Origin of the sequence: Dethiobacter alkaliphilus AHT 1 (genome assembly GCF_000174415.1) — a bacterium.
GTDB lineage: Bacteria > Bacillota > Dethiobacteria > Dethiobacterales > Dethiobacteraceae > Dethiobacter > Dethiobacter alkaliphilus.
Window position 1 is genome coordinate 90,890 of record NZ_ACJM01000007.1, and the last position, 25,510, is coordinate 116,399.

The 25,510-nt window shown below is 43.3% G+C and carries 21 protein-coding genes; 2 read left to right on the plus strand and 19 right to left on the minus strand.

The window, feature by feature from the left end; genetic code table 11:
• Positions 1-52: 52 nt before the first annotated feature.
• From DEALDRAFT_RS08010 to DEALDRAFT_RS08035, 6 genes are all read right to left on the minus strand, one after another.
• Positions 53-766: a CpsD/CapB family tyrosine-protein kinase gene (locus tag DEALDRAFT_RS08010; RefSeq protein ID WP_008516499.1), complete on the minus strand. Its 714-nt coding sequence runs from the start codon at positions 764-766 to the stop codon at positions 53-55.
• The gene (locus DEALDRAFT_RS08015) at positions 767-1,438 is read right to left on the minus strand and encodes a YveK family protein (protein ID WP_008516500.1); all 672 of its coding nucleotides are present in this window, start codon (positions 1,436-1,438) and stop codon (positions 767-769) included.
• Between the two features lie 240 nt (positions 1,439-1,678).
• Complete coding sequence (locus tag DEALDRAFT_RS08020; protein ID WP_008516501.1) at positions 1,679-2,446, minus strand: tyrosine-protein phosphatase; 768 nt, start codon at positions 2,444-2,446, stop codon at positions 1,679-1,681.
• A gap of 65 nt (positions 2,447-2,511) precedes the next feature.
• Positions 2,512-3,453, minus strand: a complete 942-nt coding sequence (locus tag DEALDRAFT_RS08025) for an LCP family protein (protein WP_008516502.1) — start codon at positions 3,451-3,453, stop codon at positions 2,512-2,514.
• Positions 3,440-4,840 carry a chitobiase/beta-hexosaminidase C-terminal domain-containing protein gene (locus DEALDRAFT_RS17140; RefSeq protein WP_008516504.1) on the minus strand — a complete coding sequence of 467 codons (1,401 nt, stop codon included), beginning with the start codon at positions 4,838-4,840 and terminating at the stop codon, positions 3,440-3,442. Before DEALDRAFT_RS17140 ends, DEALDRAFT_RS08025 begins: the two co-directional genes overlap by 14 nt.
• Before the next feature lie 140 nt (positions 4,841-4,980).
• Positions 4,981-6,138, minus strand: a complete 1,158-nt coding sequence (locus DEALDRAFT_RS08035; RefSeq protein WP_008516506.1) for a sugar phosphate nucleotidyltransferase — start codon at positions 6,136-6,138, stop codon at positions 4,981-4,983.
• Between the two features lie 93 nt (positions 6,139-6,231).
• Between DEALDRAFT_RS08035 and DEALDRAFT_RS08040 the strand changes: the two genes are divergently transcribed.
• Positions 6,232-7,143, plus strand: coding sequence for an LCP family protein (locus DEALDRAFT_RS08040; RefSeq protein WP_008516508.1), 912 nt, complete (start codon positions 6,232-6,234; stop codon positions 7,141-7,143).
• Between the two features lie 105 nt (positions 7,144-7,248).
• Here the strand turns inward: DEALDRAFT_RS08040 and DEALDRAFT_RS08045 are convergent, their stop codons facing one another.
• The 11 genes from DEALDRAFT_RS08045 to DEALDRAFT_RS08095 form a co-directional block, all read right to left on the minus strand.
• Entirely contained in the window at positions 7,249-8,592 is a 1,344-nt protein-coding gene (locus DEALDRAFT_RS08045) for a sugar transferase (RefSeq protein WP_008516510.1), read from the minus strand.
• Between the two features lie 29 nt (positions 8,593-8,621).
• Positions 8,622-9,545 (minus strand): NAD-dependent epimerase/dehydratase family protein, encoded by a 924-nt coding sequence (locus tag DEALDRAFT_RS08050; protein WP_008516511.1) that lies wholly within the window; start codon positions 9,543-9,545, stop codon positions 8,622-8,624.
• A gap of 28 nt (positions 9,546-9,573) precedes the next feature.
• Entirely contained in the window at positions 9,574-10,269 is a 696-nt protein-coding gene (locus DEALDRAFT_RS08055) for a LicD family protein (protein ID WP_008516513.1), read from the minus strand.
• A 19-nt stretch (positions 10,270-10,288) separates the two neighbouring features.
• Positions 10,289-11,110 carry a CDP-alcohol phosphatidyltransferase family protein gene (locus DEALDRAFT_RS08060; protein ID WP_008516515.1) on the minus strand — a complete coding sequence of 274 codons (822 nt, stop codon included), beginning with the start codon at positions 11,108-11,110 and terminating at the stop codon, positions 10,289-10,291.
• Positions 11,111-11,307: 197 nt separating this feature from the next.
• A complete protein-coding gene (locus DEALDRAFT_RS08065) occupies positions 11,308-12,024 on the minus strand; it encodes a phosphocholine cytidylyltransferase family protein (protein ID WP_008516517.1) in 717 nt (238 codons plus the stop codon).
• A 10-nt stretch (positions 12,025-12,034) separates the two neighbouring features.
• Positions 12,035-13,165: a phosphonopyruvate decarboxylase gene (aepY, locus tag DEALDRAFT_RS08070; RefSeq protein WP_008516519.1), complete on the minus strand. Its 1,131-nt coding sequence runs from the start codon at positions 13,163-13,165 to the stop codon at positions 12,035-12,037.
• Position 13,166: 1 nt separating this feature from the next.
• On the minus strand, positions 13,167-14,465 hold the full coding sequence (aepX, locus tag DEALDRAFT_RS08075) for a phosphoenolpyruvate mutase (RefSeq protein WP_008516520.1): 1,299 nt from the start codon (positions 14,463-14,465) through the stop codon (positions 13,167-13,169).
• Between the two features lie 18 nt (positions 14,466-14,483).
• Entirely contained in the window at positions 14,484-15,611 is a 1,128-nt protein-coding gene (locus tag DEALDRAFT_RS08080) for a phosphonoacetaldehyde reductase (RefSeq protein ID WP_008516522.1), read from the minus strand.
• The gene (locus DEALDRAFT_RS08085) at positions 15,604-16,833 is read right to left on the minus strand and encodes a CDP-glycerol--poly(glycerophosphate) glycerophosphotransferase (protein ID WP_008516524.1); all 1,230 of its coding nucleotides are present in this window, start codon (positions 16,831-16,833) and stop codon (positions 15,604-15,606) included. The genes DEALDRAFT_RS08080 and DEALDRAFT_RS08085 overlap by 8 nt, the downstream gene beginning before the upstream one ends.
• A gap of 20 nt (positions 16,834-16,853) precedes the next feature.
• On the minus strand, positions 16,854-18,335 hold the full coding sequence (locus tag DEALDRAFT_RS08090) for a phosphotransferase (protein ID WP_008516526.1): 1,482 nt from the start codon (positions 18,333-18,335) through the stop codon (positions 16,854-16,856).
• Positions 18,336-18,919: 584 nt separating this feature from the next.
• Positions 18,920-20,974, minus strand: a complete 2,055-nt coding sequence (locus DEALDRAFT_RS08095; RefSeq protein WP_243441151.1) for a CapA family protein — start codon at positions 20,972-20,974, stop codon at positions 18,920-18,922.
• On the opposite strand from DEALDRAFT_RS08095, the gene DEALDRAFT_RS08105 reads away from it, so the two are divergent.
• Positions 20,964-22,129, plus strand: a protein-coding gene (locus tag DEALDRAFT_RS08105) for an IS3 family transposase (protein WP_143753415.1) whose coding sequence is annotated in 2 segments (ribosomal slippage) — positions 20,964-21,210 and positions 21,210-22,129 — 1,167 coding nt in all. Because the reading frame shifts where the segments join, the coding sequence is not laid out codon by codon here. The two genes, DEALDRAFT_RS08095 and DEALDRAFT_RS08105, sit on opposite strands and share 11 nt — an antisense overlap.
• 211 nt (positions 22,130-22,340) lie before the next feature.
• Here the strand turns inward: DEALDRAFT_RS08105 and DEALDRAFT_RS08110 are convergent.
• Both DEALDRAFT_RS08110 and DEALDRAFT_RS08115 read right to left on the minus strand, forming a co-directional pair.
• Positions 22,341-22,574 carry a metallophosphoesterase family protein gene (locus tag DEALDRAFT_RS08110; protein ID WP_008516530.1) on the minus strand — a complete coding sequence of 78 codons (234 nt, stop codon included), beginning with the start codon at positions 22,572-22,574 and terminating at the stop codon, positions 22,341-22,343.
• Positions 22,575-22,619: 45 nt separating this feature from the next.
• Positions 22,620-25,508, minus strand: coding sequence for an acylphosphatase (locus DEALDRAFT_RS08115; protein WP_008516531.1), 2,889 nt, complete (start codon positions 25,506-25,508; stop codon positions 22,620-22,622).
• Positions 25,509-25,510: the final 2 nt, after the last annotated feature.

Genomic DNA, 25,510 nt, shown 5'->3' on the forward strand with positions numbered 1-25,510 from the left:
TAGTAAACTAAGCCTTACCGGAAAGCTGTTACGCACGTCAGTAAGCTTGGTACTACTGCCCGTAGTGGTAATGGTAGTAGTAGGAGCCGTTACCTTGGGGTACTTTGTTTAAAACTACTCCGAGGATATTGGCTTTTACTTTCAAAAGTTGTTCTTTGGCGGCAACCACCTGTTCCAGGGGAGCCTGTCCTGAAGCTGCTATCAGGATCACACCGTCTAAGTAGCTGGCCAGGACCGACGCATCGGTTACGGCCAGAGCCGGGGGGGCGTCAACCAGGATTATGTCAAAGTGCTCTTCCAGGCTGGTTATAAAGTCCCGCATTTTCTTTGACCCCAGAAGTTCTGCCGGATTGGGTGGGAGAGGGCCGCATGGTAGAAAATAAAGGTTGGGTCGTGGCGATACTAAAGTTTCTTCCAAAGAGATTGAGCCGTTAAGTAGGAGGTTTGTGATACCCACATTATTTCGGACATTGAAGATTTTGTGCATGGTTGGGTTGCGTAGGTCGGCATCGAGAATCAGGACCCGTTTACCCGCCATGGCCATGGTCACTCCCAGATTGGCGGTGACTACCGACTTCCCTTCCCCCTGGGTGGCGCTGGTGGTAAGAAGTGTTTTTTTGTCCTTGTCTATATCGGAGAACTCTATGTTGGTACGAATTGTCCGGAAGGCTTCAGATACAGGGGACTTGGCATTTTTACTGGTAATTAGCTTGTCTAAATAATTGTCAGTGGCATGAGTATTGGTTTTTCGTTTCTTCTTTTTCATCTATTCACCCTCAAAAAATGGAATGGTTCCCAGTAGGGGAAGTTCGAGATTCTGCTCTACGTCTTTGGGAGTCTTGATTGTGTTGTCCATGTACTCCAGGGCGAAGGCCATAAATACTCCCAGCATAATTGCTAAAACTCCGGCTATAGCTGCATTTAGGTTGGGACGGGGCGAGACCGCTGATGTTGAGGGCTCCGCTTCATCAATAATGCTGACATTGTCCAGGTTCATGATGGTGCCGACTTTGGTAATAAAGGTATTGGCCACGCTGTTGGCCAGAAAAGCTGCGCGGTCCGGCGAATTGTCGCTGACGCTGATGGAGATGATTTCGGTATCTGATACCTGACGGACATTTATCATGCCGCGCAATTGATTTACCGACATATCCAGATTAAGATCCTGGATCACAGCAGAGGCAACGACACCGCTGCGGGCGATCTCCTCATAGGTTTTAACCAGTTGCCGGTTTAGCTGTACGTCCTGGATAACCACCTGTGTGCCTTCTGTAGGCTTTCCTACCAGAAGTGTGGCCGAAGATTCATAAACCGGTTGGATAAAATAGAGGCTGGCAACAAGGCTTGTTGCAACGGCGAAAATAAAAAGTGCCAGTATGGCTTTCCAACGCTTGGAGACAATGGCTACTATCTCTCGTATCTCAATTTCCTGCTCCACAAGATATCAACTCCCAAGAAATGATAAAAAAACAACCTGCCTCTGTTGAAACAGGTTGCATAATCCTGAATCCTTACAGCCTAGTCCATTGAAAGCAAGATCTCCTGATGTCAACCTGTTTACACAGATTTGCCCCAAGCACAAACTAACATGCTTTAACAATTTAACACAAAATACTCTTAGTTCCGAATAACAATTTCGCTATTTTTTTACATTTTCCTGCCTGGATGTAACAATTTATTAAGAAAAATGTTTACATAATCTTTCCAGCAGCGATGGGGCCTTAGGTGGCTGTACAGAAGCCACGGAACCACCGGATAGCAGCCGGGCGGGGTTATTATGTACCAACTCATCGATGGGGAGTTCGGATTTCTGTTTTAGGTTCGTGAAGTCACCGGGTCCTGTTGAATTATGGGTATCGGTGGCCAGAAAATGTACACTACCCCGTTTGAGAAGCTCAGCTGCCATGTGCTTGGCGGCTTTGCCGTATCTGCCTGCCAAACTGCCGGCATTTATCTGAAATAAAACTCCGGACTGCCCGAATTCATCCAACTGTTTATAATTATTATGCAGGGCTAATATCCGTTCCGGATGCGCCAAAATAGGCTTATAACCCAACGCCTGTAGCTGAAAGATTGTTTCCCCGGCATAGGTGGGTACCGGTTGGTAAAAAGGAAGTTCCAGCAGCACATAAGGGGTATCGTGCAGCGTGGGGAGTTTTTTTGCCTGGGCCTGTTCTAGAACCTGTGGGGTTAATAGGATTTCACCGCCTAAAAAAACAGAAAGAGGTACCCCTTCCTGCTTCAGGTTTTCAACAAGCAAGTTGTACTGCTTTTGGATGTGGGATTGGTATGAGGATGAGTAATCTTCGCCATAATGTGGGGTGGCAATTACAGTGGAAAAGCCGGTTGCTACCAATGACTGGGCCAGCACCAGCGCATGGTCCATATCGCGCGCGCCGTCATCCACTTCGGGGATAAGATGACAATGAATGTCTATGAAACTCATAAAGTTACCTCTTTTAGTGATTTTACTTTATTCAATCCGGGACAAGGATATCCTTTTGTTATGGATTATAGACCTGATGTTTGCTGGAAAAACAATTCTTCCAGCAGAGCTTTGGTTTCCTTATCATCTGCCCGCCAGTAGCTGATGCCGGACCTGTTATAAAACCAGCCGGGAACCATGGCTTGGTTAACATTGCTTTCTTTTATGTCGCGGGATGCGGTTATCAGTTCGGCGGCTTCGGCCATGGAGATATTGGTTTTTACATGTTTCCAGGAGGAGTACAGTATGGAAAGTAACTGACGGGGTGTACTGGAGCGTACTTCCCGTGCCACAGCGCCGACAAAACGCTGCTGGCGTTGGACCCGACCAATATCTCCCATGCGTTCTCTACGGAAACTGACCACAGCAAAGGCTTGGTCACCGTCTAAAACCTGGGGGCCTGGCTCAAGGCGCATACCCCGGGCGGAAATGGTACGGTCCAAATCAAACTCGATTCCCCCCATACCATCTACTATTTCACTGAATAATTTGTAGTTTACCTGTAGATAGTAGTCTACCGGCACGCCGACAAATGACTCTACGGTTTCCACCAAAAGCTCGGCTCCGCCAAAAGCATGAGCATGATTTATTTTATCATCGCCGCGTCCGGGAATCTTCACCAGCGTATCCCGGGGTATAGAGAGCATGGAGGCTGAATTATCTTCCAGGTTAAGCTGCAGCAAAAGGATTGTATCTGCGCGGGCCGGACCGGAACGGTAGGTGCCGTTTACCCATTCGCCGGTATCTATGCCGTAGACAAGCAGGTTGTAAGTTGGTTCGGTTAGTAGCTTGGCAGGCTCTTTTTCCACAGTTTCAGTTTCCTGGGTGACTTCTTCTTTTTCAGCAGGAGGGTCGGATATTACCTGGTATGTTCTGTATGCTGTGTACAGAGGATACGCTCCTGCCAAAAGGGCGACAACCATCACAGCAGCCATAATGATTAGAATCTTTTTTTTAAGCATTGTCATTGTCTCCGTTCTCCTGTGCATCATCTACTTCCGGCTCTTCTTCTGGTTCATCCGGGGAGTCGGGCTCCTCGGGCTCTGCCTGATCTTCTTCCTGGATCGGTTCTTCCGGAACTGTAAAGGTAAAAGTGGCGGAGTTACTGGTTGTGTAGCCATCTTTAACTGTGATGGCACGGATAGTAAGGCCGTTTTGATTAACCACCGGCCTGCTCGATGCTCTGTAACGGGTACTGGATGTGGAAGGCTCTGAACCGTCGGTGGTGTAATAAATAGTGCCGTCTTGTGTACTGGTGGATAGTGTAATTTCGGTACCCGGCTCCACTTCTCCCTGCCTTGGGCTAGCAGAAGGTGTAGCTGCGGTGGGCTGTGAAACGGTCACTGTAAAGGGAGCTGAACCATCACTATAATCTTCGTGGGAACCGGCCACCAGGATTCTGGCACTGCCGGGGGCGTGGGCGTTTACGGTTACTGTCATGCCGGAAACAGTGGCCGTTGCCACACCTTCATTGCTGCTGGTGGCAGTGAGCTCTACCTCGGTGGGCGAGGTGGAAATAGTCTGTGTAGCTTCCTCACCCGGGCGGAGGGTAAAGGACTCCATGGCATAGAGAATTACCGGTGATTGCGACTCATCATTCGGTTCTTCTTCGTCGGAATCCTCTGATTCATCGCCGGTAATATTTCTGGATTCTGACAAAATAATTCCCTGTGCAAAACTAATCTCCTGTGGCTCTGCTTCCAGCCAAACACCATCTGAGAGTATTTCGGCATGGGCCACAGTACCTTGGCCAAGGACATTTGTGGCTGCATTTAAGCGGAGGTAAGCGATATGTACCGGTTCCTTCAAGGTTATTATTGTTCCTGCTGCTTCCTCCTCAATATCCAGCCTGGCTAAACTAATATTTGTCAGTATCAGGTTTGCTGCATTGCTTACCGATAGCCGGTTGAAGGCACCGGAGAGTTTAACCTGGGTTCTGGTCCGTATTCCCAATTCTTCGACTACGGTACTTCCTGTTGAGGATATAAACACAGTGCCGGTGGCGGAGCTTACCAACTGTGAAGCAATGGTGCTATTATGCATTATGAGTTCTGTTTCCCCGGAAGAGTTTATGGCCAGCACTTTATCTACGGTGATGTTGTCCAACTCCACTCGTCCTTCAATTAACCCGGTAAGGTAAAGGCTGCCTTGGATGTGCAAGTTTTGTAGCTTAACATCGCCCGATTGAACAACCACATCACCCGTAACAATATCTATGCCTGTTTCCGGTCCGTACACACCAGGTGTATTGTATGTAGTAAAGTTATTGGTATCGGAATCCCCTTGACTTTGTACGGCCAATACTGTTAGAAGAATAATAATTAAAACAGCTATTCCTATAAATATTTTCTTCACCTAACCACCACCATTTCCTCTACTGAAGATTCGGTATTTTTCGCGTATTTCCTGCTATTCCTGCCAATATTTGTCGCAGACTGCTTTTGCAACAAAAACAAACCCTCCCCGGTCGATGCCGTGGAGGGTGGTTGTAACCATTACTTTTCTTTTGTAGCCGCCACTTCACAAACGTGCTGAAGTATGCTGGGTTCCAATACTTCTTCTTTTAACATGATGTTTTCCGGTAACAAACACTGGCTGGCCACTATGGTATCCGCTAAGTCAGCATTATTTTGTACCAGCACATTGTCCCAAAGAATGGAGCGTTTAATTACCGCATCCTTTTCAACAACTGTATTGTCTCCCAATACTACCGGGCCGTAAATCCTGGCCCCTTCTTTAATGGTACAGTTGTTACCCAACAGTACCGGCCCCACAATCTTAACGTCAGGATGCACGGAAACCCGGTCTCCAAACCAGATATTACCCGGCAGCTCTTTACCGGGCAGCTCTACTCTAACGACCCCGGTCAGCATATCATAATGGGCTTCGCGATACATCGTTAAGTCACCCACATCACACCAGTATTCCTTCATTACATAGCCGCACATCTTTTCCCCTTTTTCCAATAGCTCGGGAAAGACCTGTTTGCCAAAATCATAAAAAGTATCTGCCGGAATATGGTCAAAGATTCTGGGGTCAAAAAGATAGATTCCGGTATTAGCCAGATTGCTGATGGCCTCTTCCAGTTTCGGCTTTTCCTGAAACTGTACAATCTTGTTTCCTTCACGTACCACCACACCGTACTGTGTGGGATCTGCCACCTGCTTTAATGCCAATGTGGCAATGGCTTCATTCTCTTTATGGAACTTGTATAATTGCTCCAGATTAACATCGGTCAGCGCATCGCCACTAATAATCAATGCCGGTTCGTCCCCAAAGAACTTCTGTACCCGCTTAAAACCTCCTGCGGTACCCATTAGCTCTTTCTCGTACGAATAAGTAATGTTCACTCCAAAAGCAGAACCATCTCCAAAATGCTCCTGGATAATCTCCGGCATATAGTGCAGGTTGACAACAATATCCTTAACACCGTACTTAGCCAACAACCGCACAGCGTGTTCCATACAGGGCCTGTTTGCCATCTCAACCATGGGTTTGGACACAGAGTTTGTCAGTGGGCGCAGCCGTGTGCCCAAGCCGGCTGCAAGTATCATTGCCTTGATAGTATCACATCCTTGAGAAGTGCTTATATCTAATTCGGGGACAGTCTGTATTTTCCTTTTTTGTGTGGCATTTGTTAAGAAAAGATACATAATTTTTACTCATTAATTCCTCTTAACAGTTATTGTAAAATCATTCACAATCTTATATAATTATTCCGTTATTGTAGAGAGGAGAAGATAGCTATGGCTAAAAAAAGAAACACCAAACGGATCATCGCTTTCGTTATGTTGTTTGCCCTGCTTGCCGGTGCTGCGTGGGCCTACTCAGTCTGGGTCCGGGTGTATGACCGGGCGGATGATGATTACGTAAGGGATCCCTCTATTGAAGAAACGCCGGGCATCACCAATATCCTAATCATTGGTGTGGATGCGGCAGGTGATGTTGGCCGCGCTGACTCGATTATTGTTATGAGCCTGAATGAGGCTACCGAAGATGTTTCACTTATTTCTATACCACGGGATTCACGGGTAGAGATCCCCGACCGGGGAATGGACAAGATCAACCATGCCATGGCCTACCAGGGCATTAGCCTGATGCGGTCTACAGTGGAAAATCTGTTAGGGGTCCCCATCCATCACTATGTATTTACCAACTTTTCCGGGTTCCAAAACATTGTTGATTCCGTCGGAGGGGTTACCCTAGATGTGGAGCGCAGTATGACTGTGAGAGACCCGGATACCAGAGAGCAGATAACGCTGCAACCCGGTGTACAGAAGCTTAACGGAGCTGAGGCTTTGTCGTATGTGCGTTTCCGTCGGGACGGCGAAGGGGACTTTGGCCGGATGCGGCGGCAGCAGCAGTTTTTAAAAGCTATTGCTGATGAGATTATGGAATCTACAAATGTTCTAAGGATGCCTCAGTTTTTAGAGAATGTGGCTCGTCATGTACGAACCGACATGTCAATCCCGCGGTTGCTACGGTTTAGTAACACCGCAGCCCGTCTGGATCTGGAGGAAGTAAACGCAATCCAGCTTAAAGGCTCTCCCACCATGATAGACCGTGTTTCCTATGTCAGACTGGATGAGGAGTTTATGAAAGACACAATTCAGCGGTACCTGCGCTGGGAACAAGCTGCAGAAACAGAAGAAGGTTAAACCACAAAAGAACAGCCGCGGCTGTTCTTTTGTGGTTTACAGGTCTAAAATGTTCTCCAGTTGTCACACAATCCGAACGCCAGCAAGCACTACCTATCCTGCCTGTTATGATGCTTTATCTTTGTGGATCATGACTTTTACGGTTTGCAGCATAATCTGCAAATCAAACAGTGGCGAGGAACCTTTAGCATAGAGCAGGTCATAGCGAAGCTTATCCTGAGGAGATGTACTGTATTTACCGGCAATTTGTGCAAGACCGGTGAGGCCGGCGTGCATTACGTGCCTATAGGCGTAGCCGGGCACCTCTTTATCGAATTTCTCTACAAAACAGGGCCGCTCCGGCCTGGGGCCGACGATGCTCATATCGCCTTTTAGGACGTTGATTAGCTGGGGCAATTCGTCGATTCTGGTAAGACGCAATAACTTTCCTACTTTAGTTATCCGGCTATCACCTTTGGAGGACAGAACAGGGCCGGTTTTGTCTTCCGCATTGTTGACCATGGTGCGGAACTTATAGAGCATAAAGCACTTATTTTTACGGCCCACCCGCTCCTGAACATAAAAAACAGGGCCGGGGGAAGTCACCTTAATTGCCACAGTAGTCAGCAAAGTAATAGGTAGGGTAACAATCAGCCCGATAACTGCCACAACACAGTCAATAGCTCTCTTAACATACTCTTTGCCCGGGTTTCTGGTCAGGCGAATCTGAAATACCGGGGTATCTTTAAACTGGTCCAGCTTGGACTGGGCAATCATAATCTCATACAGATTGGGTACCACATAGATAATGCACCCGTATTTTAAAGATGACATTGCTACCCGGCTTTTAACATCCTCAGGCACATTACCGGTAATCAGGATTACCTGAGGCCGGTGAATATAGAACAGTTCTTCCACTTCTTCAAAGGTGCCTAATACTTTGTGAGGACTTTCTGATTGTGGGCTGTCTGTTATTACACCCATCAGGCTGTCGTGGCCGTTTAGCTTGCTGACCAAGCCGTCAATTTCGTGTGCTTCAGCCACAATAATAACTTTCTTGGCCGGTGTTACTCTTCGTTCCAGCATCAGTAGCGACCAGCGCCATAAGACAATAACGGGCACGTAAATCATGACAAAAGTAAATAGTACACGCCGTGGGAAGATATAATTAGGGATAGCGTAACTGATTACAATAATGGCTAATCCCAAAAACATTACAGAAACCACAACGGCGGTGAGAATATCTGTCCAGTCTTTGTTGATGGTGTTGTAGAGTCCGTAGAAGTTAAACAGGATAAATGACAGAATGGTTAGAAAAACTAACGCGCCAAGATATAATTCTGTACTGGCTAGGAAATAGTTCCAGTCCTGTTGGATGGTAAATGCCAAAGCTAATACCAGATTCAGTATTAACAAATCCCCTAAAGCCTGTACGTAGTTCACCCATGTTTTCGGTGAGTTGATCCCCATATTTGACTCTCCTCTTAATCTTTATCTATCTATTTTTGGTTTAGCTGCTGTGAAGGCAGCAGCATTCTCCTTAGGCCTTCCCGCAATCCGGTTTTCGGCTTCCAGCCCAATTCTTCACCCAGGCTGTTATTAGCCAGAAAACTATCTCTAATATCTCCCGCTCTTGCCTGTGCATAAACGGGAGCTTTTGTTGTCCCCAAAAGCTCTGTAATTAAGCCGTAGAGTTCATTTACCGAGGTACCCTGACCGGTGCTGACGTTCATAATCCGGCCGGATCCTTTTTGCAAAGCCAGGAAGTTTGCCTGTGCAACATCCCCCACGTAAACAAAGTCTCTTGTTTGCTCTCCGTCTCCGTAAATGATAGTCTCTTCTCCCCGGGGAAGCCTGTCTGTAAAGATGGCTACCACCCCGCCCTCTCCGGCGGCATCCTGCCTGGGACCGTATACATTGGCATAACGCAGTGCGGTAAAGTCCAGGCCGTGTATGGTTTTATTTAATGACAGGTACTTTTCCGGCACCTGCTTACTCAATCCATAGCCGGATTGGCCGTTTAACGGATGCTTTTCATCAATGGGCAGGAATTGCGGTTCACCGTAGACCGCGGCCGAAGAGGCATAAACTACTTTTTTTACCCCTGTTTTTATTGACGCCTCCAGGACGTTTAAGGTTCCCAAAATATTGACGGAGGCATCGAATCCGGGGTTTACAAGTGACGTTTGCACGTCGCTTTGTGCGGCAAGATGAATAACGGCATCGATTTTTTCTTTCTCCATTACAGCCGTTAATTCTGTCTGGCGCACATCCAACTTATAAAACTTGGCCTGTTGATTTATATGCTCCAGACGACCTTTTGATAAGTCGTCGACAACAACCACATTAAGGCCGTTTTCTATACACAAATCTACCGTATGGGAACCGATAAATCCCGCTCCTCCGGTGACAAGGACATTCATAATTAACACTCCCGCTTAAAGACGTCTATTACTGGGAATCCAAAAGTAGGCCGGGATCAGCATCCTGAATGCCGCCGTCATCTCTGTAAAAAACCCAGTCATCGCAGGGCTCCTGCCAGTTTCCATACCTAAATGACAAATAACTCTCCCATTCCTGCGGTATGTAAGTTTCCAGGCGGTCATCAAAGATAATGTTTGTAAAATAAGTTTTAGGAATCCACCAGGTTCCCAGGTTGACAAAGGTTCGCCAGGGAAGGGAATCTATTTTAACATGCAGGGGAAATCTGGTGTTAAGCTGCTTCCACCCTGTGCGAATAACGCTTCTAAGCCCACCCAAAAGACTGCTTTTCTTAGCAGTTTCCTTTTCCTTTTTGGCTGCATTGAGATTAAAATAATACATTGGACACCAGGCATGCCCCTGCACCTCTCTGAAGATATCAATGTCTATTATGCGGTTTTTGTGCAGATTATGCGGGGTAAATGTATATTTAAAGCATTTACCTTTGTAGGAGGCCGAATAAATCTGGTAGCCCGCCTGACGGAAATAAGGAATCATTTCTTTAATTTTAGCTTCTTCAGAATCCCAGACGCTAAGATCAATATCCCGGTCGTGCTCCATTAGTTGGCCGTCACGCTGCAAACCCAAAAGGGTTCCACTATCCAACCAATAGGATATATTATGCTGATGTATTACGTTAAGAACCTCTGTTAGCTGTTTATCCAAGTTTGCCACTTCCTAAGGGTTAAGCTACCTTGCTGAATTTATTAAGCCATAAGATGCTTTGAATAACGGTCTTAAGGGTATACAGGGGCACTATTCCCAACAGAAACACCAGCCGTAGATTAAAGGGATAAGCCAGGAATGCAAAGTCTCCAAGAAAGGCATCTCCAATCAGGATGAGCACCAATAGCACCACATGGCCGGGAAAGAATAAAGATTCAATGATCAGTTTTTTTAGTTTCTGAATTGTGCTGCCGTGATGAATATCTTTGATCTGCTGAGATTTAGTCTCTAATGTACTGAGAATATCCTGCACAGCAGTATCCTCAAAGACCAGGTTCTTGTTATTGGCTATTTTCCCCACAATGACATGGGCTGCCACCACATTAGGAAAAGAGCTGATACCAATGCAGGCTATAAAACCCAGCAGTACCGCCGATTTGTAACCATAAAGGTTGTAAATGCTCAGACTCATGAAAAAGACCATCAGGTTTGAAGAGTACCGGTGAACAAGTACATCAAAATAGTGGCCTTTAAGACTGGGCTGCATCTGTCCTGTTTGAATATAATATCGGGCCAGTTCCCCGTCCACATGGTCGATAATGTAGTAGGTGAAAATCAGGGTACTGGCGGTTAGAAGCATTGCTGTGGTGTTAAATAATAAAAAATAAAGACTGCCTAAGGCTGCTATCAGACTGATAAAAGTAGCCTGATTGGGTTTGATTCCAAGCTTGATAAAGAGAATAGTTACATAAATTGATATCTTCCTGAAAATAAGCTTGTCCAGCAAATAATTTTCATTTTCGTTTTTCTGACATAACTTCCTATATTTTTCTATATCCAAGCGGGATATCCTCCTTGGACCTGCTATACTTGTGAAATAATTACTTAATCCGTATTATTAGCTACTTTGCAATAATCTTGTTGGCTTAATAATAAGAAATAGATACTATTTAGATTGTATACATGAATACCAGCAAAAAACAACCATAGTTTTCTTAATATTTATGGAACAGAATCCTTATATTGCTCTATGAGGCATCATGTTCCTGATAAGGCATTTCTTACGTTTAACAAATCAGTAAGATTATCTATCTCCGAGCAAAATTCCTGCCGGAAATAGAAAGGCTCAAGAATCACTTGGGGCAAAATTACGTTCAGGGCTTCTTCAGCATATACTCCCAGCTTTCCCTCTTGCTTAAAGACTTCCATCTCAGTCAACCAGCGGCTAAAAAACTGATAACTTAATTTATACATGGGAATCAAAAAGAAACAGTCAGGACCAAAGATATCTATTGATATCTTTTGAATTCGCTCATCTATAATGCGGGCTTTGAAATCTTTTTCCGGCAGTTTTACCTGGGGGTTTACCAGCACCGTGTTTTGTTGCTTTGAGCTTAGAAGCTTTTGCAAAAGCATTTCTTCAAAGACCAGGTCACCGTGCATTAGGACCAGCTCACCATCTAATAGATCTTTAGCCAGCAGAATGGAATAAATGTAGTTGGTAGAATCATAACGAGGATTAGATACGTATTCTACCTGAACCTGAGGGAACTTTTCTGTCATATAGGTTTTGATTTGTTCGGCAAAAGGGCCGGTGGTAATAATAATTTCTGTAATGCCATTGTTAAACAGCGCCCTTACCTGTCTGGAAAGAATAGTTTCGTTTTCCTGTACCTCCACCAAACATTTGGGGTTGTCCTGTGTTAATGCTCCCATTCTTTTGCCGATTCCGGAATTTAATATTAAGGCTTTCATGTTTTCCCCTTTAATCTTTGCTAAGAAACCTGATAAATGCTTCTTTATTTTCAATTGGCGTTGTCTTGGGCCGGCCCAAATCTTTTCTGGCACCTTTATTTACCTTAACCTCCAGAAAAGAGGGTCCCGCTCCTTGCTTTAGTTCTTCCGTTTTCGCAATTATATCTTCTTCTGATTGGGCCTGCAGTACAGTCTTATAGCCACAGGCCTTAGCTATCATTGGAAAGCCCACCACATCTCCGGCAGTAGGCTGGCCGCCCACTGAGTCATGGGCACAGTTATTTAAAACAACGTGTTTAAAATTAGCCGGTGCCTGTTCCCCCACAATGGCCATTGCCCCCAAGTGCATAAGCGCAGCACCGTCGCCATCCAGGCAATAAACAGTTCTTTGCGGTTTAGCCAAGGCAATTCCCAAAGCTATCTGAGAGGAGTGGCCCATTGATCCCACTGTGAGAAAGTCTTTTTCATGGGTATCGCCACATGCTCTCCGGTACTCATATAATTCACGGGATGTTTTACCTGTGGTGGAGACCACAATATCATCGGTGCCAAGTTTTGAAACAATCAGCTTTAGGGCCTGTTCCCGGTTGAGAGAACATTTAGCGTGATAGTCACTTTGCAATGCATATGGTGCAAAGGTGTCTTTGCGGATAACCAGGGCAAAGGGAGCCTGTTTTTGGGTCATATATTCCATGGCTCTTTTTAGCACAGCCTCTGCCTGTAATAAGTTGTCCGGCAGGATATCATACTCCACTCCCAGAGTCTTTAATAACTCCAGAGTGATTTCCCCCTGCTTGGCATGCTGAGGCTCATCCTTTACGCCGGGCTCACCTCTCCAGCCGATTAATAGCAGCATGGGGATGCTGTACACCAGCGGATCCGTCAACGAAGTAAGAGGGTTAACCACATTGCCCAAGCCGGAATTTTGCATATAGACCAGACCGATTTCCTGCAGTGCCAGATAACGGCCGGCAGCAATGCCCACCGCATTGCCTTCATTGGCAGCAATAATATTTCTGTCTTGAGGCGTATGATCGGTTACGTAGGCACAGAAATCTTTTAACAGTGAGTCCGGCACACCGGTGTAGAAGCGGATATTGTTATTGGTAAGCAGATTGTAAAAATCCGCAGGATTAATCACGTTATTTCCCTCCAGGGATCAATGTCAGGATTTCCTTAATGGGCATCAGGTTTTCGCTGCACTCCAGTGAGCGTTCATGCTCCAGAATACTTTGGGCGGTTTTTAGCATGGCGGGATAGGCACTGCGAATTAAGTGGTTGGCATAAATAACAATGTTTGCTCCCGCTTCCATCAACTCGGTCTCGGTGACATGATTGTATGACGACGGCACCACCACCAAAGGCACCCGATTGGGTAATTTGGCAAAATGGTCACAGAAGGCATAGATTTCATCGGGTTCCTTCTCTTTGCTGTGAATCATAATAGCGTCGGCACCGGCAGCAATATAAGCTTCCGCCCGCTTTAGCGCATCGTCTAAGCCGGCATTTAAAATCAGGCTCTCTATACGGGCGATAATCATAAAGTCATCGGTGACCTGAGCCTTTTTGCCCTCGGAGATTTTGCGGGAGAAGTTTTCGATGCTGTCCTGATTTTGTTGGACTTCGGTACCAAACAACGAATTCTTCTTCAGACCTATCTTATCTTCAATAATAATTGCCGAAACTCCCAAGCGCTCCAACGTTTTAACGTTAAAGGCGAAATGCTCTACCTGGCCACCGGTATCACCGTCCAGAATAATGGGTTTGGTGGTAACCTCCAAAACATCATTAATGGTATTTAACCGCGATGTTAAATCCACCAGTTCAATATCCGGTTTACCCTTGGCTGTGGAGTCACACAAACTGCTGATCCACATGGCATCAAATTCTTTTAGCTTGCCGTCTTTTTGCACCTTGGTCTTTTCGGCAATCAGGCCCGTCAGGCCGTTATGAGCTTCAAGCACGCGAACCAGCGGCTTTATCTCTAATAATCTTCTAAGCCTTCTCATTCTGCTTTGCGGTGTGGTGCCGATTTTGTGTACCGCTTCATCTAGCTGTGTAATGGAAACCCCCTCGGTATACGGCACTTCCACCAGTTTACCACCCCATTGCCTAAGAGCTTCGATGACTTTTTCCCGAACACAACGCTGCTCCCCGGTTTTCCAGTCATCACCGTGAACAACATAGTCGGGTTTCAGCTTTTGTAAATTAGGCACATAATCAAGGGTTTCCTGCGCGATAACATGATCGACGCCTTTTAAATTGGCAATAATCTCCTTCCTCTCCTCAAAGGAAAGCAGAGGGAAACGTTTGTACCCTGCAATCACCTCATCGGTAAGTACGCCAACGGTAACTTCGCCCAATTCTTTAGCCTTATTTATCACATTAATATGTCCGTGGTGAATAATATCGGCACTCATGGCCAGATAAACTTTTTTCATCTTGCTCCTCCGTTATCTTTAGTAAATGTCCTCCAGGAGCCTTAAAATATCCTGTTTGCTTAAGTCTACCGGATTATTATCCATTCTGCCGGGGGTAAACGACTTATCTGCAATCCCAGCCAATTCAGTTCTGCTAGCTCCATGATGCCTTAAACGGGCTAAGATACCTGCTTTTTTATAAATCCTTTGAATAAATACTTCAACCTCTTCTGCACTGGATACACCAAAAGCAGCAAAGAACTGCTCCTTTTCAATTAAGGAATCTTCATTCATAGCCAGCATTTTTCCCAGCGTCATGCTTACTGCCACACCATGATTCAAACCATATTTAAGTGTCAGCGGATAAGAAATGGAATGGCAGGCCGTGGTTTTTGTATTGCTAAAAGCCAGGCCGGCAAACAGGCTGCCGTTTGCCACCTTCGTTCTTAAATTAATATCACCCAGGTTATCCAAAAGCATGTCCAGATTCTTTGTAATACAATTAATGGCCTTTGTGGCGTACATCCTCACAATTTCATTGGTATTTCTGGACCAATAAGCTTCGGTGGCATGACTGAGCGCATCAAGGGCGGAAGCTGCCGTCATATACCCGTTGAGATTAACCGTTAATTCCGGAGCAACAATTGCAGCTCTTGGATATAAGGCCGCATCCTCTATTGAGTATTTTGCTTCAGCTTCCCTGTCCCATACTGTGGCCCAGGAAGTCACCTCGGAGCCGGTGCCGGCTGTGGTGGGAACCGCAATCAACGGACAATCCATGGCTCCGTAGCGCTTTTCTCTGATTACATTACGTATATCCTCAGGGGATTCTATCTCAACCCCACGCAATGCAACCAACGCTTTTCCGGCATCAATTACACTTCCCCCACCAACAGCCAGTACAAGATCATAGGGAAGCGAATCTGTTTCTTGCTTAATTTCAGCAATGTCTGCCACATCCGGATTGGAGGGGATTTGCGAAAAGACTGTAACATCGCTATCTTTTAATAATACCAGAATTTCCGCTAAATACCCCGATTTCTTTAAAGACTGAAATCCTGTGAGCAGCAAAACCTTTGAACCGCCACAGGATTGTACTATTTGAGGCAAATTGTTTAATACCTTTTGCCCGAACAAAAGACGTACCGGGTTAAAAAACTTAGCCATTATTTCGCCCATCCTTTTTAGAGATTACTGCCTCCACTTTCTTTGCAACACGCTGAGTATTGTTTCCATCGCTATATTTATGGAAAAGACTCCTGGCAAAATCGTATTGCTGCTTTTCTGTTTCTTTGAGTGGCAACGTTAATGCTTTTTTGATTGCCGCAATTAACTCGGTACCGTTATAGACCTTTTCACCGGGAAACAATTGCTCCATATCCCATAGAGTACCCCTTTTTTCATGGTAGCGGTCAAAATCGTACCAGTAGGCAATGACGGGATTACCGGTGAGCAGATAATCAAGCCAAATGGAAGAGTAGTCGGTAATCAATATCCGGGCATTCTTTAATAGCACCTGCACTTCCGGGTACTTGTGCTGGCCCAGGTTAAGAATTAAAGGATTCAGGTCATATAGATTTTGAAACATGTGTTCATCTTTTTCATGGAGCCGCATTCCCAAAACGGCATTGTGTTGTTCCAAAACCTCCGTTAACTCACCCAGATAAGCTTTCTCCAAGGGAGCAAAATCATTTTGGAAGCTGCGCCAGGTTGGCGCATAGAGGATCAGCCTCTTTCCGTTTAGCTGGTTTAATAGTTTTTGTTCCAACTGCGCTAAGTCTGCAGGCAGTGGGTCGCTCGCTGTTAAAATATCATTGCGGGGTGTACCTGTAACCCAGATATCCTCAAGCGGCTTTTGAAAGGTAGCTGCCTTGGCGATGGCATCTATTTCTGATGAAGCAACAATTTTGCTAAATTGTGCTGCTTTAGATTTATGATTGCTAAACCGTTCTTTTTTAACTAACCAATGTTTTTTAGTAGCAATGCCATGCCATAAATTAACGATCAGGCGCCGCTTGCCAAGCTTACTTAACGGGAAACCCACATCCCTGATCAGGTCATGAGTGACAAATATATTTTTAGCTTGCAGTGCGATAAATAGGGATTTTAGATTCCTCCTCTTAACAATACAGAATCTTTCCTGGTATGTCTGCAATAAATATTCTTCAGTTTCTGAAGACTTTCTTTTGCCAAGCGAATAGAAGTGAACTCTTAGCTTATTATTTTTTGCTAACAATTGTTCCGCAAAAAATCTGGCATTGCCTCCAATACCGGAATGAGAAGCAACAATCCAAACGCTTTCGTTTTTAGGTATGAGAAAGTCCACTACTAAAAAACTGTAGTAAGTTAAGCTGTATGCGACTTTCTTTAGCAGTGCATGTAATACCATGTTTCATGGCCCTTCTCTAATTAGTTTAAAAAGACTCTATTAACATTAGCTAAAATGGATTTAGCTTTTATTATAAATCTTCGCTTAACCACTTGCCTTTGTTGTAATAATACCTTCCGTTGTTCCTGATTAGCGTAGGATAGCGCCAGCTTTTCCAGATAAGTAATGGCAGGCAAATAGAAATCTATTAGCGCATTATCAGTTTTCTTTTTGTTTAAACTCTGCAGTTTAATTACAATCAAGGCATAGATAAAGAATATCTTTTCTATGTTTTCCAGCTTCATGCCCTTCTCAGGATTTTCTAAGAATAGTTTTTTAATATCAACAAAATTAAGTTTGAGTTTGACTATCAGATTGGCAATGTCAAACCACACAGGGCCAACAGTATATGAATTCCAGTCAATCAAAACAGGCTCTTTGGTATCCTCTTTCATGATAATATTATGGGGGCCTAGGTCACCATGTAAAAACCTATAGTGCTTATCAGGATTAACTTTTTCATAAAGTTGCATTTCCAGAAACACAAACTTAAGTCGCTTTATTACATCCAAAGCTTCATTAGGATAGTCCTCGTTTTTTAATCTCTTTTCTAACAAACTAATCAATCTTACATTTGTTGCTTGGTTGTGAATCGAAGTAAAAAAATGAAGGATGTTCTGACTTTTACCTCTTAATACCAGGCGATATGTGGGAATACTAAAATGATGGAAATAATCTTTAGGTTTAATTGTTGCCAAAGTGTTTTGGATACTTTTAATAATGCTCTGTAGATCTTTTTCTAAAGGTACATTTCCAGTTATTTTTTCCATTGTCAGAAAAGACATGTTGTTTCTATCAATTATACTTATTAACTCAGGAGTAACTTTCTGCAGCTGTGGAAATTGCCCTACTATCTCTTCATAAAAAAGCCGTTCTCTTTTCAATTTAATATCAGCGATTTTTGTTATATATTCTTGGGGGTTTGGCCTATCTGTTTCTACATGCACCAGGCAGCCATAATTATTTTTACCACCGCTAAAGACATACTCGGACTCCAGAGTTTTTTCATCTATTGAGAGAGACTTTTTTACCAATTCCGTTAACTCTTCTAAGGTTGTACCTTGTTCTAATTCCAAAGCCTGTATAAAAGCTTTGGTAGCCTCCTGGCTTTTCTTTAAGAAATTATAGCTGCGGCCAAGCTTAAAATAGTGAATTCCATTATCTTTATCAATTTTAATTAATTCTTCTGCTATAAGCTTTGCTTTTTCCCATTTTTTTTGAACGCTATATAGGTTGTACAGCTCAGCAAGTAGGCTTTGGTTCTGGGGAAACTGTTCTAACCCCCGCTCCAAAACCGACTGCGCCTCCTTGTACTCACCTTCAAAGCGGAGGCATTGGCCCAAATCTCTGTATGCAACATCATCTGCATGATTAATATTGATATATTTTTCCAGGGCCCCTATGGCGTGTCGCCATTTCTTCTCTTTTATAAAATCTTGGATTTCTCTGTTATATTCGTCCATTTTTACCTCATAGAACTCTAGGTTTGGCACAACTGGTGTTAAGTGTTATTTCTTTAGCATTCTTCCAATTTTCCTCAAGAGAGCTGTTGCTTTCCAATACTTAGTATTTTTAATTCTCTTGTATTTTTGCTTTAATTCTTTGTACTCTTTGTTCTGTTTTAATAATTGTTCCTCTCGCCTTCTCAATTTACTAGACTTCTTTTCGTTATCTTTATTTAACTTGATTTCTGCTCTTCAAGTTTAGTTACCTTCTGTTCTAGCTCACTATATATTGCTGAGCTTTTTCTTTTTGCACTGTTTCTTATTCTTTAAAGTCAGGGTCTGAAATCACGAATTTGCTTTATTTGCTTAGTTTCAGACTTAAACCCAGGAGAAACCCCACAAGAACCGAAAAAAGCAGAACCTCTATAAGGCCTATCTGGTTATCATCAACGAGATAGGATTTCACCCATTGAACCGTAATGAAGCCAACACTGTGTTATTGGGAGGCGTTAACCTGATCTACCAGCAAACATCCATCTCGTTACATCCAATAAAGAACAAATGCAGCACTCTAAATGGTCACCCGTGCAGAACTGCACACCTTAAACATTAAATAAATCAGTAAATGCTGCAAATTTTTTACCATTTAAAAGGTCCTTTACAATACGAGCTTCTGCCCTTCGATAAGCTTCTCCAAGTTTTCTGTCAAATTCATTATTAAAAGAATGGAACCTCCCAGGTCTAGGTGTAATTTCACCAAGAACCATGCCTGTATGACTCTTTAGCATATCAAGCCTAATAAAAGGTGTTGGTATCTGTAAGCTAACATTAATTGCAATTTCCTTATCTTCTTCGGTAAAACCGGTCCCATCGAAAACTTGACCGTCATATCTACCCGTACTAACTGGATTCATATCAGCATCCCAGTAACAAAACTTTTTATAGAACGCAGGGTTGCTTTCTGAGACTAATAATAACTCACCATAAAAAACGTAGAACTTAATATCAGAAGGCGGTTCAGTAGCCCCAGGAGAACTTAGAATAAGCTCTTCTGTCATCCACTCGTCTTTACGCAAAGGGTTCCTACCTTTTAGCCCCGCTTCTAACTTAGCCTCTACATCTTTTTTAACTTCTGACCAACTTTTAAGGAATACGCCCTCTCTTGCTGACAGTATTTTCCCTTCATTAAAAACAAGATACACGCCCATAGAACCTGTAGACTTAGTTGGTTTAACGACGACTGGTCCTTTTTGCTCACCAATTTCAGAAAACGAATAAGTTTTACCATCAGTGATAGGTCTGCGGAGGCCAATACTATCAGCAAATTTATAAGCTACGTCTTTTTTGTCGAGGTTCCACGAGTATTCAGGGTAACCCATTTTACGTAAAGCTGACTTTTCAACAACAATATCCCGAAAAGAAAAGGTATCCTTTATGATTAATTTTCTTCTCTCAAAATTTTTCAACAACCAGTAACTGAGATATTCTTTTTTTACTACATTACTTAGAGACTGATATAATTCATAAAGCCCTTTTTTACCTTTTAAATGCTTGCTACCATATAATTCTTTATAATAAGCTGTGAAATTTGAATCTATCTCGACGTGAAGATTACCTAATTGATTAATGTGACTTTCTAAAACATTTTTATCATTGAAATTTACATCAGATAGTTTTTTATCCCCAAAAATAATTCTTTTTAAATCATCGTTGGTTTTAGCTTCTTTGCCTGCATTTGTATGAAAGATATAAAAGAATCCATGCTGATCCTTGTCAATTTGGTAACTATAGTTTGAAATATTTTCTTCATTTTCAAAAAGCTTATTTAATTCTTGAAGTTCTTCTTCTTTTGCTAAACGCACATTGAAATTTGTCTTTTTATTATCAGTTACAATTGGGTAGAACCGTGGTTCAACTTGCCAACCGTGTTCTCTTTCAGCAAACTCAAGTTTTACTATAAAACTATAAGGCAATGCATTCAACTTGCTATAGCGCCCTGGTGAGTTAAAAACAAAATTTCCTATAGAATGTGCAATGATGCCTTTCTCGCTCTTTTTTATATATTCTACCGTATGAGTTCCATGGGCAAAAACAAAATCTGCACCTGCATCTATAAATGTTTGACAAATTTCTTCGATCTTTGGTGAAACAGGCTTATAATCAAAACCTTGCCAATGAGGACACACTATTATTACGGCATCAGGCTCCTTACTTCTAAGAGCAGTAATCTTTTCTGCTGTCTTAGATGGCCTCAAGGAATTAACACCCGGACTGTCTTTTCTGGCAAAAAAGTCATAGTCCTCCCGGTAGCGCTTTGAGGCACGCATGCCTGTAAAGACATAAACCTTTTTAGTGCTCTTGTCACCCTTTAGCTCTAGCTCAAAAGGTTTTTCTGCTTCTTTTCTGTTATTACCTGCACCAAACCACTTTATTTTTGCCTTAGAAAGCTCCTTGATAGTCTTGTCTAATACTTCAGGGCCAAAATCCATGGTATGATTATTTGCCAAACTAACGGCTGTAACATCTAATTGCTTTAATACTTCAAGCGTACGCTCCGGTTTATCCCAGTTTGGGTACTCTTTGACCTGTACCCGAATTGCTGGACACACATGAGTTAGGTATAATAACCATGTGGAGGAGATAAAAATGCCAAGCAATGCAAACCGGTACAGTGAAGAATTTAAGAAGGATGCCATCAAACTAGTCCAGGAAGGTGGCAGGCCTGTTAATAGTGTCGCAAACGACCTTGGAATAAACGCTCAGACATTACGGAATTGGCTTAAAGAAGAGAAAAAGCGGCAGAACCCTGAGAGTGCGAGGATTCTTGAACTCGAGGCTCAGCTAAAGGCGGAAAAGCGCAGAAACAATGAGCTCGAGGAGGCCGTCGATATTTTAAAAAAGGCTACAGCACTCTTCGTGAAAGACAACCGGAAACAGTAATTTACAAACACATCAATGAACTAAGCTCCCAGTTCCCGGTTGAGAAGATGTGCAAATACCTTGAGGTAACACGGAGCAACTTTTATAATTGGAAAAACAGGGGTCCCAGTAAACGGGCTCTTGAGAACGAAAAGATACTTGAGATTGCGAAGAAAAGTTATGCTGAGTGCCATGGTATCTGCGGCTTAGATAAAATGCTGGAGGACGTACGAGAACACTTTCCTAAGTGCAGCCGTAACAGGCTTTATGGCATCCAGAAACGAAATGGATTGTACTCCAAGCGCAAACGGAAGTTTAAAGCTACCACAGACTCAAACCATCAGCTTCCGGTAGCAGAGAATCTTTTAAACCAGAACTTTAAAGCTGACAAGCCTGGAGCCGTATGGGTTACCGATATAAGCTATGTAAACACCATTGAAGGCTGGTTATACCTGGCCACCGTTAAAGATATATGTACAAAAGACATTGTTGGCTGGGCAACGGCTGACAATATGAAAACGGAACTTTGCATTAAAGCTTTGGAAAGCGCAATTAAACGGTACCGACCGTCGCCCGGTTTGATTCATCATTCAGATCGAGGAGTACAATATTGCAGCAAAGATTATCAGAAACTACTTAAGAAGCACGGAATGGTATGCAGTATGAGCCGTAAAGGCAACTGCTACGATAACGCCTGCGCTGAAACGTTTTTCGGCACTATAAAATGCGAGATGCTGTACCATAAAAAATACGAAACCCGTAAAGAGGCTCATCGGGACATATTCTGGTACATCGAGATATTTTACAACCGTAAAAGGCGGCACCAGTCGCTTGGTTATATGACTCCCGCAGAATATAGGAAAACCATTGAAGAGCAGTTACTAGCAGCTTAAGAGTATCGCTCAATGGTTGTCAAGGGCTCGCGAAGCGAGTATGTCGAGGCGAAGGCCGGAGACCCTTTACAACCTGTATAATCCAGAACCCTTGAATCGGGCTGGCGATGCCAGTTAGCGGCATTGACAGCTTGATTACAAAATGGGTAAATAACAGATTTTCAAGCAATCATGAGATTTAATGAGAATAGCTAACTCTGGAGTGTCCAATTTAACGGGAAAAGGTCACTTTTCCCTCTAGTGAAGTTGTAGGATGCCCAGCCAAAACACTTTCAAAATTTAAAATAAAGTAATCACTCTCTTTAACGAGAGGCTTAACTCCTGCAAAGAAGGAGAGTGGTTCATTATGCAAGCGTTCTATATTTTCTTCATTGCCTTGCTTATCTAAATAATAATCCCCCAGACTTGTATCACCAGCAAACGTTATAGTAAACTTTTTAGCCATGCTATCGTCTCCTTATTGGCTTTCATATTATTATAGACTTGGGTACTATTTTTCTACCCACTTAGTACGCCCAGCTAAACATAGCTCAGTCACCACTTTTTCTGTAAGGTTTATAGGCTCGCCTTTCCATGGGAAGTGAAACATTGCTACATCGGGAGATGGATCGATTTTAGCTATTACCCAATCCTGGTTATCCTGCGGCTCATTTGGCTGGGGGATTTTCATATGGACAACGGCAAACTCAAGGCCAGGGATAGCTTCAACAGCTTTTGCTGCCTTATCTTTAAAATCCTGATGCAGAAAATCACTTATGCCAATTGTATCCCCGATTAACTCCATCATTTGCTCTCTTCTAAGATAAACCTTCTCACCCTCAGCTGGGATGTCATAAATCTGGTATCCTAAAACATGCAGTCTTTTCAGCACCTTTTTATCGATTACTATTGGTTTGTTACAATAAAATGGATTCAGAGCTCTTGCCGCATTCTTCTTTTGTATTAAATGGGCAATGCTTGATACCCCATCACCAATTATGTTGGGGGGCTCTATCAATAATGAACCGACAGCTTTACCGGCAACAATGGCAACACATACCTGCCACCCATCGGTATACTCTTCAAGCATGATATAGTTTGTCCCTTTTTTCTTAGCTCTTCTCCAAAAACTGTTCAACTTATCCACTTTGTTAATTTTCTTTTCCTTAAATCCACGTGGGTTTAGGCTGGTAACTATGCAAGGACCGTTAATTTTCTTAAAATAATCAAGAGCATTATCGAATTTATTATATTTATACTTGACCCCTCTGTTTACAAGGAGCCCATTAAACGCCAATAGCTTCTTAACAGGATGCAAATTGGTGCATACTCTGTCACAGAAAAGAGAACTGTGCCGCATCCCTGTGATTCCCGATTTTTCTCCATTGGAAATTTTAATAAGGTCCTGATAAATAAGTTCAGCTTGAAATCCCTGACGCTTAAATTCTTCTTCGAATAATTGAAAATTTACTTCTTTGGTTATTTCATGACAGAGTGCGGTGAATTCGAAGCTATTATCTGCGAACTCTGCAAAGTCAGGCCCATTTGCTAGCCTTGTTTTTGTTATTTCTTCTTTTGCTGCTACGATACTCTTGCGATATTTAGCTTGTACATTTTCGGTTAAGAGACCCTCTTTAATATAAAAGGGCTCGGTTGAAGATTCTTTGTGCTCATGGACACGCACCCCATCTACCAAGGTATTGTTTTGGCCACTATAGTCCCACAGATTATCCAGCAGATCCAGTACCTGTTTTTGCCTGCCGGTAACTACCATAGATGCAGTTGAGGGTGCCTGGGGCTCAATATAGCCACGTAAGTTTAACTTTTGAGCGAGATTTCTTGTCCACTGATAAAACTCTTCATCCAGGATACCTGTGACTTCCACTTGTAAGTTAACCAGGGGGTAGGCATCATCTTGTGTATCTTCCGGGAAAAGATGATCGATAAAGCTTTGGGCAGAATTGAAGGATGGTCCGTATAAAGGGTAGATAACATTTTCGATATTTGCTGTTGAATTTAACTCAATGATGGCACAATGCTGCACATCCCTTGGCTGATCTATTTTTTCAACCAAAAGATCTATACCCCAATAATCATTAATGCCAAAGGCTGCTGCCGCCTCTTCCCCCAAGCGCATTAAATCCGGGTGAATATAGTCGTTAATGCTGATGCTGTCTGCACCTTTACAGATATTTGCCTTTAAGTGCAAGAAAACTGTTTCGCCTTTTTGAGGCACACTATTAAATGAGTGCCCCTGTCTTTCAAGATAAATTTCTGAGTAAGAATCAGGGATAATCAGGTTCTTACTGAGGCGGGGGTTTTCTGCACGTATTTTGTTTTTATCATCAATTAACTGCTCTACAGTTTTTTGGCCGTCGCCAACCACATGAGCAGGTACTCGCAGCAAAGCTGAACGTGCCTGTCCACCGATTACTACAATACGTATATCTACACCCTGAACCAGTTCCTCAATAACAACAGAACTGTGATACCGTTTTGCATATTCCCATGCCGTTTCCAGGGCACTTTCAGTACGAACATCAACAGTGACGCCAGTACCGTTAAGGCCTGCCGCAGGCTTTACGACCACCGGCCGTTCAATCTGTTTCAGATACTGTTTTGCCTTTTCTAGATCCCGAAATACCTTACCCATGGGGACAGGCAGGCCACATTGCTCAAGAAAGTCTTTTGTTAGTTGTTTGTGGTCTGTAAGGGAATGGACATTGGAAGGAACACGAGTGGTTTGTGAACGCTGTAAGCCTATTTTATTTTCCGGAGATACAAAGTATATTTCTTTTTTCATGGAACGAATGAAAAAAACATTCCGCTTAATTGCGGCACCAACTAGCTCATCGGCGCCAACCAGTCTCTCAAAGTCTGAATATTGATTTGGTTCCGCTGTAAGTTCCGATACCAAATCAAGGGTCTTTATATAGCGGTCTGCTGTCCCCTGGGACCAGGAAACCTGATCTTTATCTTCGGGAATATCTTTATCTTCGGCTCCGGATTTTTTAGGTTTATTAAACCAGTGCTCAGTAATCTTTTCAACCTTTGCTTTTCTTGGTCCTTTCCAGGCGGCCTGTACCACCGGTTCAATGTCTTCACCGGGGCCAATTAGGATTGCTTCAACAGTGCTAAGGCCTTTATTTATTGCCACACTTTGCAGTCCATTTAGACGTGCTCTTCTTTGCAGCCATCCGGGATATCCTACACCTACTACCTCTCCGGATATTATTAATCGTACAGCTGCATGTTTCTTTTTAACCGCTTGTGTTAGCCAGCTCTTAACAGGTGCCCCTTCATATGGGTCTAACCCTCTATTGGCTGGATTAAGAAAGACACAGAGATTCTTGTAATATATAAACTTTGCTAACTTTTTTACCTTTTTTCTTCTAGCCACAG